The 15,622-nt window shown below is 69.7% G+C and carries 16 protein-coding genes and 1 riboswitch; of the genes, 9 read left to right on the top strand and 7 right to left on the bottom strand.

Annotation, left to right across the window (positions count from 1 at the left end; all coding sequences use genetic code 11):
- The first annotated feature begins 193 nt into the window (after window positions 1-193).
- The 5 genes from ACFXJ8_RS19615 (at window position 194) to ACFXJ8_RS19635 (ending at window position 5,882) form a co-directional block, all read left to right on the top strand.
- Complete coding sequence (locus ACFXJ8_RS19615; protein WP_379645327.1) at window positions 194-1,861, top strand: ABC transporter substrate-binding protein; 1,668 nt, start codon at window positions 194-196, stop codon at window positions 1,859-1,861.
- A 115-nt stretch (window positions 1,862-1,976) separates the two neighbouring features.
- Window positions 1,977-2,918: an ABC transporter permease gene (locus ACFXJ8_RS19620; protein WP_379645328.1), complete on the top strand. Its 942-nt coding sequence runs from the start codon at window positions 1,977-1,979 to the stop codon at window positions 2,916-2,918.
- Complete coding sequence (locus tag ACFXJ8_RS19625; RefSeq protein WP_379645329.1) at window positions 2,911-3,825, top strand: ABC transporter permease; 915 nt, start codon at window positions 2,911-2,913, stop codon at window positions 3,823-3,825. The genes ACFXJ8_RS19620 and ACFXJ8_RS19625 overlap by 8 nt, the downstream gene beginning before the upstream one ends.
- Window positions 3,826-3,841: 16 nt before the next feature.
- Complete coding sequence (locus ACFXJ8_RS19630; RefSeq protein WP_379645330.1) at window positions 3,842-4,882, top strand: ABC transporter ATP-binding protein; 1,041 nt, start codon at window positions 3,842-3,844, stop codon at window positions 4,880-4,882.
- A complete protein-coding gene (locus ACFXJ8_RS19635; protein ID WP_379645331.1) occupies window positions 4,866-5,882 on the top strand; it encodes an ABC transporter ATP-binding protein in 1,017 nt (338 codons plus the stop codon). Before ACFXJ8_RS19630 ends, ACFXJ8_RS19635 begins: the two co-directional genes overlap by 17 nt.
- Before the next feature lie 56 nt (window positions 5,883-5,938).
- Here the strand turns inward: ACFXJ8_RS19635 and ACFXJ8_RS19640 are convergent, their stop codons facing one another.
- The 6 genes from ACFXJ8_RS19640 to ACFXJ8_RS19665 form a co-directional block, all read right to left on the bottom strand.
- Window positions 5,939-7,147, bottom strand: a complete 1,209-nt coding sequence (locus tag ACFXJ8_RS19640) for a hypothetical protein (protein ID WP_379645332.1) — start codon at window positions 7,145-7,147, stop codon at window positions 5,939-5,941.
- A 118-nt stretch (window positions 7,148-7,265) separates the two neighbouring features.
- Window positions 7,266-8,441, bottom strand: a complete 1,176-nt coding sequence (locus ACFXJ8_RS19645) for a lipid-transfer protein (RefSeq protein ID WP_379645333.1) — start codon at window positions 8,439-8,441, stop codon at window positions 7,266-7,268.
- Window positions 8,438-8,815, bottom strand: a complete 378-nt coding sequence (locus ACFXJ8_RS19650; RefSeq protein ID WP_379645334.1) for a Zn-ribbon domain-containing OB-fold protein — start codon at window positions 8,813-8,815, stop codon at window positions 8,438-8,440. The genes ACFXJ8_RS19645 and ACFXJ8_RS19650 overlap by 4 nt, the downstream gene beginning before the upstream one ends.
- 33 nt (window positions 8,816-8,848) lie before the next feature.
- Window positions 8,849-10,123 carry a S8 family serine peptidase gene (locus ACFXJ8_RS19655; protein WP_379645335.1) on the bottom strand — a complete coding sequence of 425 codons (1,275 nt, stop codon included), beginning with the start codon at window positions 10,121-10,123 and terminating at the stop codon, window positions 8,849-8,851.
- Window positions 10,120-10,656, bottom strand: coding sequence for a hypothetical protein (locus tag ACFXJ8_RS19660; protein ID WP_379645336.1), 537 nt, complete (start codon window positions 10,654-10,656; stop codon window positions 10,120-10,122). The genes ACFXJ8_RS19655 and ACFXJ8_RS19660 overlap by 4 nt, the downstream gene beginning before the upstream one ends.
- A 161-nt stretch (window positions 10,657-10,817) precedes the next feature.
- Complete coding sequence (locus ACFXJ8_RS19665; RefSeq protein WP_379645337.1) at window positions 10,818-11,624, bottom strand: S-adenosyl-l-methionine hydroxide adenosyltransferase family protein; 807 nt, start codon at window positions 11,622-11,624, stop codon at window positions 10,818-10,820.
- A gap of 92 nt (window positions 11,625-11,716) precedes the next feature.
- Here ACFXJ8_RS19665 and ACFXJ8_RS19670 point away from each other — a divergent pair, with 92 nt between their 5' ends.
- From ACFXJ8_RS19670 to ACFXJ8_RS19680, 3 genes are read left to right on the top strand one after another with little or no spacing between them, the layout of a single operon-like run.
- Window positions 11,717-12,016 (top strand): DUF3263 domain-containing protein, encoded by a 300-nt coding sequence (locus ACFXJ8_RS19670; RefSeq protein WP_379645338.1) that lies wholly within the window; start codon window positions 11,717-11,719, stop codon window positions 12,014-12,016.
- Window positions 12,017-12,041: 25 nt separating this feature from the next.
- Window positions 12,042-12,839, top strand: a complete 798-nt coding sequence (gene otsB, locus ACFXJ8_RS19675) for a trehalose-phosphatase (protein ID WP_379645466.1) — start codon at window positions 12,042-12,044, stop codon at window positions 12,837-12,839.
- Between the two features lie 10 nt (window positions 12,840-12,849).
- Entirely contained in the window at window positions 12,850-13,389 is a 540-nt protein-coding gene (locus tag ACFXJ8_RS19680) for a hypothetical protein (RefSeq protein ID WP_379645339.1), read from the top strand.
- Between the two features lie 19 nt (window positions 13,390-13,408).
- Here the strand turns inward: ACFXJ8_RS19680 and ACFXJ8_RS19685 are convergent, their stop codons facing one another.
- Window positions 13,409-14,836, bottom strand: coding sequence for a trehalose-6-phosphate synthase (locus tag ACFXJ8_RS19685; RefSeq protein ID WP_379645340.1), 1,428 nt, complete (start codon window positions 14,834-14,836; stop codon window positions 13,409-13,411).
- A 23-nt stretch (window positions 14,837-14,859) separates the two neighbouring features.
- Here ACFXJ8_RS19685 and ACFXJ8_RS19690 point away from each other — a divergent pair, with 23 nt between their 5' ends.
- Complete coding sequence (locus ACFXJ8_RS19690) at window positions 14,860-15,420, top strand: RNA polymerase sigma factor (RefSeq protein WP_379645341.1); 561 nt, start codon at window positions 14,860-14,862, stop codon at window positions 15,418-15,420.
- 59 nt (window positions 15,421-15,479) lie between these two features.
- A riboswitch (SAM riboswitch) is annotated at window positions 15,480-15,620 on the top strand.
- Window positions 15,621-15,622: the final 2 nt, after the last annotated feature.

The raw sequence follows: 15,622 nt of genomic DNA on the forward strand, positions 1-15,622 counted from the left end.
TGTGACCGAACTGCAACGCGCCAGAGACTCGGTGGTGGCACGTAGTGAGGGATAGTCGCGATCGACTGGCAGGGCGTCAGCTGGTTTGACCATGTCAGCCAAACCCGGGGGAAAACAAGGACCCTCCGTCAGGCTGCCTAAGGACTTTGCAGCTCAGCGCTTACGCCCACCTGTAGAGGGAGGAATTCTACACATGCGTGTTACCAAGGGCGCACAGATCGTCGCCGGTTCCGCGCTACTGGCACTCGCGGTCACCGCGTGTGGCGGTGGCGGCGGCGGGACGGCCGGCAACGACAGTGGCGGCTCGTCGGCCCAGCCGGTCACGGTCGATATCGCCAAGCCGCAGCACGAGCTGAGCCCCACCAACACCAACGACACCAGCGGTGCCGAGGTGCTGAACGCGCTGTTCGTCGGCCTTGTCGACTACGACAAGGACAAGAACGTGATCCTTCGTGGCGCGGAGTCCATCGAGCCTGACGCCGAGTCCAAGGTCTGGACGATCAAGCTCAAGGACGGCTACAAGTTCCACAACGGCGAGGCCGTCAGCGCCAAGAGCTATGTTGACGCGTGGAACGCCGCCGCCTACGGCCCCAACGTCCAGGAAGGCGGCCACTTCTTCTCGGCCGTCGAGGGCTACGCGGACGTCGCCCCGGTCGACCCCGACGGCGAGGAGGGCCCGCAGAAGGCCCCCGAGCCCAAGGCGAAGACCCTGTCGGGCCTCAAGGTCGTCGACGACAAGACCTTCACGGTTTCGCTGTCGCACCCCTACTCCGGCTTCAAGACGATGCTGGGCTACACCACCTTCATGCCGATGCCCTCCGTCGCCTTCGATGGCAACGGCGGCATCAAGAAGGAGTTCGGCGAGAACCCGATCGGCAACGGTCCCTTCAAGATGGCCAAGCCGTTCAAGCTCGCGACGGACACGACCATTTCGATGCTCCGTTACGACGAGTTCGTCGAGGGCAAGGCCAAGATCGACGCGGTCAACTTCAAGATCTCCAGCGACAAGGGCACCTCGTGGAACGAGCTGCGCGCCGGCAACCTGGACATCATGGACCAGCTGCCGCCCGAGGCCATCGCCACGGCCAAGCAGGAGCTGGGTGACCGCTACATCGAGCAGGCGTCCTCCGGTGTGGGCTACTTCGGCTTCAACACCAAGAACGGCGAGGAGTGGGCGAAGAACGTCGAGCTCCGCAAGGCCGTCTCGATGGCGATCGACCGGAAGACCATCACCGAGCAGGTCTTCTCCGGCACGCGTGTCCCGGCCGACGACTTCGTCAGCCCCATCGTCGCCGGCTACCGCAAGGGCAACTGCACCGCGTGCGTCTACGACCCCGCCAAGGCCAAGGAGCTGTGGGAGAAGAACGGTGGCGGCAAGGGCCCCATCACCCTCTCCTACAACGGTGACGGCGGCCACAAGGAGTGGATCGAGGCCGCTGCCAACAACCTGCGCCAGAACCTGGGCGTCGAGGTGAAGGCCGAGTCCTACGAGTCCTTCGCCTCCATCCTGGACGAGCTGGACAAGGGCAAGGTCGGCGGCGCCTTCCGCATGGCGTGGATCATGGACTACCCGTCCATCGAGAACTACCTCCGCCCGATCTTCGGCACCGGCGGTAGCTCCAACCACGGTCGCTACTCGAACAAGGACTTCGACGACATGCTCGTCCAGGGCGACTCCGCCAAGAGCGACGAGGAGGGCGTGAAGCTCTACCAGCAGGCCACTGACATGCTGGTCAAGGACATGCCGTACGTCCCGGTGTACTTCTACCAGACCAACGCGGGCTACTCGCAGAACGTCAAGAACGTCACCATCGACCCGTTCGAGCGGATCGACCTCGCCAAGGTCGAGCGGGCTTCCTGACCATGACCCGCACTCTCGGGCAGGTGTCCACCAGACGCCTGTCCGAGGGGCCCTGAACAACTGGAGGGCAGCCCGGAGGTTGCCGGGCTGCCCTTCGCAATGATCGGGAGACATCATGGGCCGCTATGCGATCAGGCGCCTGCTCCAGGCGATCCCTGTTCTGCTGGGTTCCACTTTCCTCATCTTCTGCACCGTCTACGCCCTGCCCGGCGATCCCGTGGCCATTCTGGGCGGTGAACGACGTATCGACCCCGGGCTCGCTGACCAGCTGCGCGAGCAGTACGGGCTCAACGATCCGCTGCTCGTGCAGTACTGGCACTACATCTCCGGCGTCTTCGTCGGCGACTTCGGCGAGACCTTCCAGGGCGTCCAGGTCAACGACCTGTTCGCGGGCAAGTTCGAGGTCACCATCAAGCTCGCGGTGACCGCCCTCATCATCGAGGCGATCGTCGGCCTCGGTCTCGGCCTGCTGGCGGCGCTGCGCCGCGGCCGCTGGGAGGACCACGCCATCCTGGCCTTCACGCTGCTGCTGGTGTCCGTGCCCACGCTGGTGAGCGGCTTCGTCCTGCAGCTCGTTCTCGGCGTCAAGCTCAAGACCGAGGCGGGCATCGACTTCTTCCCCATCTCGGGCACCGACGCGGGGTGGCGCAGCTTCCTCGTGCCGGGCTTCGTGCTGGCCGGCACGTCGATCGCCTACCTGGTCAGGCTCACCAGGACCAGCCTCATGGAAACCCTGAGAGCCGACTACATCCGTACGGCTATCGCCAAGGGCATGCCGCGCAAGCGGGTCCTCGGCAGGCACGCGTTGCGCAACTCGCTGATCCCGCTGATCACCTACCTGGGCGCCGACCTCGGCTCGCTGATGGGCGGTGCGGTGATCACCGAGGCGATCTTCAACCTGAACGGGATCGGTCAGCAGCTGTTCCAGTCGGTCGCGCGGCGGGAGAACGCCGTCGTCGTCGGCATCGTGACGGTCCTCGTGCTGGTCTACCTGCTCGCGAACCTCATCGTCGACCTGCTGTACGCCGTACTAGACCCCAGGATCCGCTATGAGTGACCTGAACACCGTCACGGCGCCGAAGGCGCCCTCGCGCAGGAAGCCGAAGGAGAAGAAGCCGGCCAGCCTCTGGTCGGACGCCTGGTACGACCTGCGCAGGAACAAGGTTTTCATGTTCGGCTCGATCATCACGTTCGTGCTGATCCTGATGGCGATCTTCCCGGGGCTGTTCGCGCCGCAGAACCCGTTGGCCTGCAATCTGGCCGACGCCCGCCAGGGCATCAGCTCGGCCCACTGGTTCGGGCTGGACAACCAGGGCTGCGACACCTTCGCGCGAGTCATCCACGGCGCCAGGGTCTCGATCCTGGTCGGCGTGCTGACCTCGCTGGTGACCGGTCTGGTCGGCGGCACCCTCGGCCTGATCGCCGGCTTCTACGGGCGCTGGGTCGACGTGGTCCTCTCCCGCGTGGCCGAGATCTTCTTCGCCATCCCCTCGATCCTCGGCGCGCTGCTGCTGCTGTCGGTCGTCGGCAGGGACAAGGCGGGTGTCTGGACGGTCGTGATCGCGCTGGCGATCCTGGCCTGGCCGATGGTGCTGCGCATCATGCGCGCCTCGGTCATCACCGCCAAGAACCAGGACTACGTCACCGCGGCCCGGGCCCTGGGCGCCAGCCCCTGGCGCATCTCGGTCCGGCACATCCTGCCCAACGCGCTGGCGCCGGTCATCGTGGTCTGCACGATGAACCTGGGCGTGTTCATCGCGGCTGAGGCGGCGCTGTCGTTCCTCGGTGTCGGCATCCAGTCGCCGAACATCTCGTGGGGTCTGATGATCGCCGACGCGCGCAACAGGTTCCTCATGGCTCCGGAGCCGCTGCTGTTCCCCGCGGTCTTCCTGAGCATCACGGTCCTGAGCTTCGTCATGATCGGCGATGCCGTACGCGACGCACTCGACCCGAAGCTGCGATAGAGAGGGGGGAATCGCGATGAAGAAGAAGTCGGCAATCGACGTGTTGCCAGCCGAGGGAGGGCTGGGCAACGAGCCGCTGCTGGCCGTGGACAACCTCCACGTGGAGTTCCTCACCAGGGCGGGCGTCGTCAGGGCGGTCAACGGCGTCAGCTACTCGCTGAACGCGGGCGAGACGCTCGCCGTCCTCGGAGAGTCGGGTTCGGGCAAGTCCGTGACCGCACAGGCGATCATGGGCATTCTCGACATGCCGCCCGCGAGGATCCCCAAGGGGGAGATCCGCTTCCACGGCACCGACCTGCTGAAGCTGTCGGAGGAGGCCAGGACCCAGGTCCGTGGCGAGCGGATCGCGATGATCTTCCAGGACGCGCTCTCCGCGCTCAACCCGGTCTTCACCGTGGGCTGGCAGATCAGCGAGATGTTCCGCGTGCACCGCGGGATGAGCAAGCGCGACGCCATGAAGAAGGCCGTCGAGCTGATGGACAGGGTCCGCATCCCCGCCGCCAGGCAGCGCGTCAACGACTACCCGCACCAGTTCTCCGGCGGCATGCGCCAGCGCATCATGATCGCGATGTCCATCGCGCTCGACCCCGAGGTGCTGATCGCCGACGAGCCGACCACCGCGCTCGACGTGACCGTACAGGCCCAGATCATGGAGCTCCTGGCGGAGCTCCAGCGTGAGAGCAACATGGGTCTGATCCTGATCACCCACGACCTCGGCGTGGTCGCCGACGTCGCGGACAAGATCTCGGTCATGTACGGCGGGCGGATCGTCGAGAACGCCCCGGTGTACGACATCTACAAGGCTCCCGCGCACCCCTACTCCAAGGGCCTGCTCGACTCGATCCCCAGGGTCGACATGAAGGGCCAGGAGCTGTACGCGATCAAGGGCCTGCCGCCCAACCTGCTCGACATGCCGTCAGGCTGCGCGTTCCACCCCCGGTGCCCCTACCGGCAGGACAACTGCGTGACCGACGTCCCCCCGCTCTACGAGATCAGCGGCGTGCGCGGCAGCGCCTGCCACTACTGGAGGGAGGTCCTCGATGGCAGCCGTGGGTGAGCCGATCCTCGAGGTCCGCGACCTGGTCAAGCACTTCCCGCTGACCCAGGGCATCGTCCTCAAGCGGCAGATCGGCGCGATCAAGGCCGTCGACGGCGTCTCGTTCGACCTGCACAAGGGTGAGACCCTCGGCATCGTCGGCGAGTCGGGCTGCGGCAAGTCGACGCTGGCCAAGCTGCTCATGGCGCTGGAACGGCCGACCTCGGGCTCGGTCAGGGTGAACGGCCGCGACATGGCCAAGGCCAGGGGCGCCGAGCTCAAGCGGATGCGGCGCAACATCCAGATGGTGATGCAGGACCCCTACACCTCGCTGAACCCCAGGATGACCGTCGGTGACATCATCGGCGAGCCGTTCGACATCCACACCGAGGTCGCGCCGAAGGGCGACCGGCGCACGAAGGTGCAGGAGCTGCTGGAGGTGGTCGGCCTCAACCCCGACCACGTCAACCGCTACCCGCACCAGTTCTCCGGCGGTCAGCGCCAGCGCATCGGCATCGCGCGAGGCCTGGCGCTCCAGCCGGAGGTCATCGTCTGCGACGAGCCGGTGTCGGCGCTCGACGTGTCGATCCAGGCGCAGGTCATCAACCTGCTGGAGCGGTTGCAGAACGAGTTCGACCTGGCCTACATCTTCATCGCCCACGACCTGTCGGTGGTGCGCCACATCTCCGACCGGGTCGGGGTGATGTACCTCGGCAAGTTCGTCGAACTCGGCAAGGATGTCGAAATTTACGACAAGCCTGCCCATCCCTACACGCAGGCGCTGCTGTCGGCGGTGCCGGTGCCCGACCCCGACGGGAGGGAGCAGCGCGAGCGGATCATCCTGCAGGGCGACCCGCCCTCGCCCGCCAACCCGCCCTCCGGGTGCCGCTTCCGCACCCGCTGCTGGAAGGCGCAGGAGATCTGCGCCGAGCAGGAGCCGCTGCTGCAGATCAGGCCCGGTACGAGCCACGAGAGCGCGTGCCACTTCGCCGAGACGCACGACGTGGTGCACGCGGGCTGAGCCGTGTGAAGAAGCCCCCCACTTTGTGTGGGGGGCTTCTCCTGTTTCCAGGGTTTTTAGCTGTTGGCGGGAAGCACGCCGGTGAGGCCGCTGGTGGCCGCCGTCTTCGTGACGGGCGCGTTGACGGGTGCAGCCGCGTTGACGGGTGCCGCTGCCTGCGTGACGGGTGGCGTCGTGCCGTTGGCGGAAGCCGCGGGAGCGACGGCGGGCACCGCCGCGCCGGTGCTGTCCGCCGTAGTGCTGTCCGCCGCGGTGGTGACCGGTGCCTCCGTGGTGGCGGCAGGAGCCTGCGCGGCCTCGGTCGCGGGTGCCGCCGCGTTGGTCGCAGGAGCGGTTTCGGCCGCGGGTGCTGCGGCGGTGGCGGGTGCTGCCACGGTTTCGGTCGCAGGAGCCACCGCGGTTTCGGTCGCGGGAGCCACCGCGGTTTCGGTCGCGGGAGCCACCTCCACGGCGGGCGCCGCCGCCGCGTCGTTGGCGGGTGCTGTGGCGGTCTCGGTGGCGGGTGCCGCCGCCTGCACGGCGGGCGTCATCGCATCGTTGGCGGGAGCTGCTGCGGTTGCGGTCGCGGGAGCCTCCGCCTCCGTGACAGGTGACGCCAGGCCGGTGGTGGGTGCCGCCGCTTCCGTGACGGGTGCGGCCGCGCCGGTGGCGCCTTGCGGGGCCGTGACAGGAGCTGCCGCCTCTGCCGCCGGAGCCGCGGCGCCCGTGACCGGAGCGACAGCGTCTGTCACGGGAGCCGCCGCGTCGGTAACAGGAGCAGCGGCGTCCGAGGCCGCGATGGCGGCGGGAGCCGCGTCGGCAGAAGGAGCTGCTGCGTCGGTGGCCGGAGCGACCGCGTCCGCGGCGGGTGCCGTGGTGTCCGCTGCGTCGGCGTCGGTGTCGGTGTCGGTTGCGGCGGTGTCCGTGGCCGGAGTTGCGGCGTCCGCGGCGGTTGCGGCGGTGTCCGTGGCCGGAGTTGCGGCGTCCGCGGCGGTGTCCGTGGCGGGGGCTGCCGCATCGGTGACGGGTGCCGTGGTGTCCGCTGCCTCGGCGTCGGCGTCGGCGTCGGTGTCGGCGTCGGGGTCGGCGTCGGTGGCGGTGGCGGCGGTGTCCGTGGGCGGTGCGGTGTCGGTGGTGTCTGTGGCTGGGGCGGTCGTGTCGGTGGTGGTGTCGACGAGGTCGCTGACCGGATCGGGGCCGTGGTGGGCCTCGGCCGAAGCGGTACAGACCGGTCCGGCTACCGCGATTCCGAGCACGGCGGCGCCGATGAGAATATGACGGATCATTGGAATTTCCCCCTGAAGCAATGTGCCAGAGCGCCAGATCCATGGCGCTCCGTATCTGCACGGTTACTCTCCGTGTTCATCCAGTAGAACATGTGGGGGATCAAGGCCCTCATCCGGGTCACCTCATAGCGATGACCGCCGAACCATGACCAAACAGGCCCTGGTTCACGGCCATGCCCACCTGGGCGTTCTCGACCTGCCGTCCGCCCGCCGTACGGCGTAGCTGCCAGGTCAGCTCGCAGACCTGCGCGATGGCCTGGGCGGGGATGGCCTCGCCGAAGGAGGCCAGGCCGCCTGAGGGGTTCACGGGGACGCGTCCGCCGAGCGCGGTGTCGCCGGCGCGCAGCAGCTTGTCGGCCTCGCCTCTCGCGCACAGGCCAAGGTCCTCCACCCAGTCCAGTTCGAGTGCGGTGGACAGGTCGTAGACCTCGGCGAAGGACAGGTCGCGCGGCCCGAGCGCCGCCTCTTCGTAGGCCGCGTGGGCGAGAGCGACGCGGAAGGGGACGCTCTGGCGCACGGGCGGGTCGGTGGCGAAGTCGGGCAGGTCGAGCACCGTCTTGGGGAAGGTGGGGGTGACGGTCGCGACGGCGGCCAGCCTCACGGGCGTCGCCGCGCCGATCCTGCGGGCGTAGGCGGCGGAGGCCAGGACGAGTGCCGCGCCGCCGTCGGAGGTGGCGCAGATGTCCAGCAGCCGCAGCGGGTCGGCGACCATGGGGGAGGCGAGCACCTGCTCCGCCGTGACGGGCGTGCGGTAGCGGGCGTTGGGGTTCAGCGATCCGGCGAGGGCGTTCTTGACCTTCACGGCGGCCAGGTCGTCGGGTGTCGTGCCGTACAGGGCCATCCGTCGGCGCGCGTAGAGCGCGAAGTAGGCGGGGTTGGTGGCGCCGAGCAGGCGGAAGCGCAGCCAGTCGGGGTCGTCGGGGCGGTCGCCGCCGACGGGGGTGAAGAAGCCCTTGGGGGTGGCGTCGGCGCCGATGACCATGGCGACGTCGCAGAGGCCCGCCAGGATCCTGGTTCGGGCGAGGTCGAGGGCCTGGGCGCCGGAGGCGCAGGCGGCGTAGCAGGAGGCGATGCGTGCGCCCGTCCAGCCGAGCGCGCGGGCGTAGGTGGCGCCGGCGACGAAGCCCGGGTAGCCGTTCCTGATCGTGTCCGCGCCCACCACGAACTGCACGTCGTTCCAGGTGATTCCGGCGTCGGCCAGGGCGGCTCTGGCGGCGGCCACGCCGTACTCGTGGAAGGGCCTGCCCTGCTTGCCCCACGGGTGCATGCCCGCGCCGATCACGACCACGCTCATCGCGGCAGCCCCCACATCCACACCGAGGGGCCGTCGGCGAGGGTGCCGGCCGTGAGCTCCATCTCCATGCCGACGCTGAGGTCGTCGACGGTCAGGTCCTTCACCTGGCCGAGCACGACGATGCGCTCCTCGTCGAGCTCCACGGCGGCGAGCGTCACCGGTTCGTACGGCTCGGCCGCCACGAACGGCGCGGGCGGCGGGTAGCAGGCGTTGGTGTAGGACCACACGGTGCCGCGCCTGGAAAGCGGGTGCTCCACGAGCTCCTCGCCCTCGCACAGCGGGTCGCGGCAGAAGCCGTGGTGCGGGGGGAAGAAGACGGCCTGGCAGGTCGTGCAGCGGGTGCCGAGCAGGTGGGTGCCGTCGAACCACGTCATGAGGAGCAGTATCACACAAGCGCTTGCTCGGGACTAGCGCCGCTTCCGCCGGCTGAGCACCACCACCCTGGTCGCCATCGCCCCCGCGAGCAGCAGCAGCGCGGCGATCACCAGCAGCCTGGCGTCCGCTCCCGGCTGCGCGGGGCCGCCGCCGAAGTACGGCAGGCCCTCCGGCGCGGTGAGCCGCGCCCGCTCGCCCAGACGGCGCGCCTCGGCCAGGGCGCGGGCCGCGTTCACCACCCCGTGGCCGTAGGCCGTGCTGTGCCCCTCCCGGCCCGCCGCCGCCCGACCCGCCCCTTCACGATCGCCCGCCCCCAAGCGACCGCTTGCCGCCTCCCGACCGCTCGCGTCCTCACGGCCGCCCGTCGTCTCACGACCGCCAACCTTCTCGCGGCCGCCCGTGCCCCTCCGGCTCGCGCCGCTCTCGATGGCTCGCCGTACCTGCAACGGGGTGAGCCCCGGGTACGCGGCTTTGACCAGCGCCGCTACGCCCGCCACCAGCGCGGCGGCAGAGCTGGTGCCGTCGCCGACCACGTAGGAGCGGGGACCGTCGGCGCTGACGATCCGCCTGCCCGGCGCGACCACGGACAGGTACGTCTGGCGGTTGGAGAAGCCGGTCACCTTCAGTTTCCTGTCGACGGCGCCGACCGCGATCACCCCGGGGTAGGCGGCGGGGAAGTTCTTCCTGTTGGGGCCGTCACCGTCGTTGCCCGCCGACGCGACGAGGACCGCGCCGCGCTCCAGCGCGTACTGCACGGCCTCCTCCTCGGCCGCCGAGCCCTCCCACGTCCCGCTGCCGCCGCCGAGCGACATGCTGATCACCTGCGCGCCGTGGTCGACCGCGTAGCGGATGCCCCTGGCCAGCGAGTCGTGGCCGCGCGAGCTGGTGCGTTGCAGCTCGCGGCGCGGATCGTCGTTCTCCAGCGTGACCCGCACCGACAGCACGGTCGACTCAGGCGCGATGCCGATGACGCCGCTCGCCCGGCCCTTGCCGTGGCCGCGCCCGGCGATCAGGCTGGCCATCGCGGTGCCGTGGTGTCCCCAGCGGTCGCCTCCGGAGGTCTGCCCGGTGAGGTCGGGGCCCTTGACGACCGCCCCGGCCAGGTCGGGATGGCGGGCGTCGACACCGGTGTCGAGCACCGCCACCGTCACGCCCGTGCCCTTGGTGACGCGCCAGGCCTCCGCCACGCGCAGCGTCTCGAGGTGCCACTGCCGTTCGCGCGCCGTGGCGCCCACCTCGTCGGCGACCGTGGGCGTACTGACGACGAGCAGCGCTGCCGCCGGCAGCGCGGCGAACGTCCGCCTCATCCGGTGAGCCGCCGGTGGAGCGCCGCCGCCAGTTCGCGCGCCACCACGCGCAGGCGCGGCGTCACGATCTCTTTCTTGGTGTACGGCCTGCCGTCGGTGTATCCGGCGGCGGTCATGACGACGTAGCGGCTGTCGGAGCTCGCCCTCGCGCCGGTGATGTACTGGCGGGCGCCGAACAGCTCGGCGGGCCCGCCGAGCACGGTGTACGGCCGGACGGTGGCGGGCCTGGTGCCTCGCGGCGCGTCCTGGCGAGGGGGAGGACCAGTGAGGACGGCGATGCCGGCGGTGGCCACGAACGTCTGGGTGCTGTCGACGTAGGTGGCCCGCAGGGCGGTGAGGCAGCCGCGCAGATCGGCGTCACGATGGAAGGCGTCGGCACACGGGGTTTCGGGCGCGATGCCTGCCAGGACGTAGGCGGTGCGGGCGCCTGAGGGGGTGGTGCCGGGCAGGCTGGTGGGGAAGACCTCGGCGGCCGGCCATGCCCGCCATCGCTCGGCCACGGGCGGCTCGGCGGTCGGCCAGATCATGGTCATGATGGGGATCAGGGCTATGGACAGTCGGATCACGTCGGCCTCGGAAGGGGGAGAGGGACGCCTCGGTGCGGTGCATTCTGGCACGCGCGCACGAGCTCAATCCGACGGTTCGGTAAACAGACCGATACGCGGTGTAACTACCCTTTCGCCAGTTTTGTCGCTCAGCGAAGGGCGGAGAGGCGGACGTGGGCACCGGGTGGCAGTCCGAGGCGCTGGGCCGCGTCACCCGAGTTGACGGCCAGGGCGACCAGCCCCGCCGAGTCCGTGAAGGCCACCAGCTCTCCCGGCGGCACCGCCGCGAACGACTCCCGGTAGGGCAACGACAGCTGCCGCCGTCCGAGCCACACCGCCAGTGTGTCGCCCACCCTGACCCCGACCGACGCCAGGTCTTCCGCCGCGATCGACAGCTGGGTGTTGCCGTACCTGTCCACCGACACGACCTCGCCCTCCACCGCTCCTTCCCGCACGTGCGAGACGGGTGGAGGCAGCGAGACGAGCCGCTCCAGCGGGAGCTCGGCGCCGACGTCCGACAGCTTGCGTCCCGCGCACAGGTGGGCCGACACCGGCGAGAACACGTCCCTGCCGGGGAAGGTCGGCGAGACGGGGGTGAGGAAGAGCTCCTGGTTGGTGATCTCGTAGGCGGCCGCGGCGCCCCCGCTGGTGGTGATCGCCCACGACAGCAGCCCGTTGTCCGGGCCGATGAAGATCCGCCCGCCCGCCTCGACCGCGACCGCGCGGCGGGCGCCGCCCGTGCCGGGGTCGACGATCCCGACGTGGATGCCCGCGGGAAGGTACGGGATGGTCTGGGCGAGGATCGCCGCACCCCTGCGGACGTCTCCCGAAGGCACGAGGTGGCACACGTCGATCACGCGGGCCTGCGGAGCGATCCTCGCGATCACTCCGTGACAGGCGGCCACATACCCGTCTTCGAGTCCGTAGTCGGTGAGAAGCGTGATGACTGGGCTCACACTTCGTGACTGTACGTCTCCTCAACCGCCGTGAACAGCCGCACTCCGCACATTACGATGGGCCACGGGCCGCGCCGACCGAGGAGGAGACCATGGACACTGCACCGGTCAGCGGTGACAGTGCTGCCCACGAACCACCACGACCCCTGTCCGAGCGCGACCTGAAGATCCTCGCCTTCGAGCGCCAGTGGTGGCGTCACGCGGGCGCCAAGGAGCACGCGATCCGCGACGCCTTCGGGTTCTCCGCCACCCGCTACTACCAATTGCTGGGCGATCTCATCGACCGGCCGGAGGCGATGGAGCACGACCCGATGCTGGTCAAGCGCCTGCGGAGGCTGAGGGCCGCCCGCCAGAGGGAGCGCGCGGCCCGCAGGCTGGGAATGCGCCCCTGACTGCCTGGGTACGGCCAGCCGCGTGATGAGCAATCCAGGAATTCAAGCCATTGTGCGCGATCCGGGCGGCGCGGTGATCGGGCTCGACTTCGACGGCACGCTCGCGCCGATCGTGCCCGACCCCGCCGATGCCAGGATCCATCCCGCCGCCGCGGCCGTCCTGGCCGAGCTGGGCGGCAGGGTCAAGGCGGTGGTCATCGTGACGGGCCGGCCCGCTGCCCTCGCCATCGAGTACGGCCGCGGGCTGGAGAAGGTCCCCGGACTGGTCGTGCTCGGTCACTACGGCTTCGAGCGGTGGGAGGGCGGCAGGGTGAGCGCCCCGCCGCCGCCGCCCGGCGTCATGCGGGCGAAGGCGGAGCTGCCGCGCCTGGTCGAGGGCGTCGAGGGCGTGAGGATCGAGGACAAGCAGCGGGCCGTGGCCGTCCACACCAGACGGGCCCCCGACCCGGTGAAGGCGCTGGAGGTGCTGCGCGAGCCGCTGGCGAAGCTGGCGGCGGCGCACTCCCTCGTCGTCGAGCCGGGCCGGATGGTGCTGGAGCTGCGTCCGCCCGGCATGGACAAGGGGCACGCGCTCGACCTGTTCCTGGCCGAGCGGGCGGCGCGGTCGGTGCTGTTCGCGGGCGACGACCTGGGAGATCTCGCGGCCTTCGACGCCGTGCGTGCCTCCGGCCTGCCGGGGGTGACCGTGTGCAGCGGCTCGGCCGAGGTCACCGAGCTCGCCGAGCGGGCCGATCTGGTCGTCGACGGGCCCGAGGGCGTCGTCGCGCTGCTGGCCGAGCTGTCGGCGGCGATCGGCGATCGTTCTGCAACCGGGGCCGGTTAACGTCGCGCTCATGCTGATGACATTGGCCGTGACGGCCTCGCTCGCCCTGACCGGAGCCCACGTCGGCACGCAGGAGCTGTCCTTCAGGGGCGCGACGATCGAGGTGCCGGGCGCGTGGAAGGTCAAGAAGACCGACTTCGGCGCGGTCCACGTGATCACCGGTCCGTGCAGCAGGAAGGCCACCGAGTGCCAGGGGTTCTGGCTGCTCGGCCCGCAGAGCATCAGGTACGCCTCGGAGGGCAACCCGTTCAGGGTCGACCAGCCGTACCACCCGAGCAGCGGCGTGATGGAGTGCACGCACGACAAGCGCTACTTCTCCTCGCCGATGCCGGAGAAACCGACGGTGTCGGGGCTCAGGCAGGTCGGCCGCGGGCACAAGGCCTACCACAGGGAGTGGAAGATCACCTGCCACACCCAGACCTCCTTCAAGCGGACCAAGGTGACCTACCCGCAGCGGATCTGGTACCTGCCCACGTCGAAGATCCTCGTCGTGGACGAGTGGTCGACGCCGGGGCTGGGCGCCGCGCTCAAGCGGGCCGTCTGGCGCTGAGTACGCCGAGGGTCGATCGTCAGAGGCTGGCGAGTTGCTCGCCGAGCCAGCGCCGGGGCGGGAGGGCGGTGGCGGCGGCCTTGAGCCGCGCGCACCGCCGTACCCGCTCCTCCTCCGGCATCTCCAGGCCCGCGCGCAGCGCCTCGGCGGTCTCGCCGACGTCGTAGGGGTTGATCACGAGGGCGTCGGCGCCCAGCTCGGCCGCCGCGCCCGCCTCGCGCGAGAGCACCAGCGCGCAGCGCGGGGACAGGATCGGGCCCTCCTTGGCGACCAGGTTCATGCCGTCGCGGATGGGGTTGACCAGCAGCACGTCGGCCAGGCGGTAGGCGGCCAGGGAGCGGGGGTAGTCGTCGTTGACGTTGAGGATCAGCGGGTCCCAGTCCTCGGTGGCGTACTCGTCCTCGATCTCCTTGGCGCAGCGCTGCACGGCTGCGGTGTATTCGCGGTATTCGGGCAGGTCATGGCGAGAGGGGTAGGCGAAGGCGAGATGCACCACCCGTCCGTGCCACTCGGGGTGCGCGGCGAGGAACTCCCTGTAGGCCACCAGGCCGCGGACGATGTTCTTCGACAGCTCGGTGCGGTCGATGCGCACGATCAGCTTGCGGTCGCCGACCTGCTCGCGCAGCGCGGCCATGTTCGACTCGACGTCGGGCTCGCAGGCCCGCTTCCACAGCGACTCGCCGTCGACGCCGAGGCCGTGGACGCCGATGCGGGTGGTGCGGCCCTCGTGGGTGACCGACATGTCGGAGACCTTGGCGCCCAACAGGCTCCGGCAGCAGTCCATGAACGCGTCGGCCCATCGCTGGGTCAGGAAGCCCGCGTGGTCGGCGCCCAGGATGCCTTCGAGCACCTCGCGCGCCACCTCGTCGGGCAGCAGCGAGAAATACTCGGGCGGCGCCCACGGCGTGTGGCTGAAGTGGGCGATCCGCAGGTCGGGGCGCTCGGCGCGGAGCATCGCGGGGGTGAGCGTCAGGTGGTAGTCCTGCACCATCACCTTGGCGCCGTGCCCCGCCTCCTCGGCCAGCGCCAGCGCGAACGCGCCGTTGTAGTCGCGGTAGGACTCCCACTCCTTCGTGAACCTGGTGCCGAAATAGGGGGCGTTAGGGGTGTCGTAGAGCAGATGGTTGACGAACCAGAGGGTCGAGTTGGCCACCGCGTTGTACGCGCGGTGGAAGGTCGCAGGCGGGATGTCCAGCATGCGCAACTTGCCGGTGTCGTAGCCCGCCTGGTCGAGCCGCCCACCGGGAGCCAGCCGTACGGCGCTGCGGTCGCCGTCGGACAGCGCCGCGCACACCCAGAGCACGCCCTCGTCTCTGACCACACCCGAGAGCCCGGAGACCAGGCCCCCGCCACCGCGTTTCATGGTCAGGTCGCCGTCGTCGGAAACGGTGAAGGAGACAGGGCCACGGTTGGAAGCCACAAGAACGCTGTTCACAACATCCACCATGACCCCGAACATAGGATCTCGCTATGGCCCTAGATGAGGTAACCGAGGAACTGGCCCGTTCCGCCGCCGGCGGCGACCACCGCGCGCTCGGCGAGCTTCTGAGGCGGATCGAGCCCCACGTGCTGCGCCACTGCGCCCGTATCCTGCCTTATCACCAGGACGCCGAGGAGGCGTGCCAGGACACCCTGCTCGCGGTGGCCCGCAACATCGGGCGGTTCGAGGGCAGGGCGCGGTTCAGCACCTGGCTGCACATCGTGACGGCCAACTGCGCGCGCACCACCTACAGGTCGCTGAAGCGCAGGTCGGCGGAGCAGACCTCGGATGAGTTGCCCGTCCAGAAGCCCGACGTGCGCAGGGTGAGCGTCATCGCCGGGTCGAGGCTCGACCTGCTCGACGCCATGGAGGCGCTGGAGGCCGACAAGCCCGACCTGGCCCAGGCGCTGGTGCTGCGCGACATCGTCCAGCTCGACTACAACGAGGTGGCCGAGCAGCTCGGCATCCCGCTCGGCACCGCCAAGTCGCGGATCCACCAGGCGCGCAAGTATGTTCAGGCCGCGCTGGGCGATACATATCGTCTCAGCTAGTGAGACGCCTGGCCGCGCCTGAGGCGCGGCCGGGTATGGTGATGTCCACAACTTCATATTGCTCATCCAGAGGGGTGGAGGGACCGGCCCTGCGAAGCCCCGGCAACCCTCCCGGACCTGAGCTCGTGAAGTGACGAGGCCGGCCGGGACAGGTGCCAATTCCGGTCTGTGGCCAAGGTGGTCGCAGACGAAGATGAGGGAA

It is taken from the genome of Nonomuraea sp. NPDC059194 (genome assembly GCF_042754765.1).
Lineage (GTDB): Bacteria > Actinomycetota > Actinomycetes > Streptosporangiales > Streptosporangiaceae > Nonomuraea.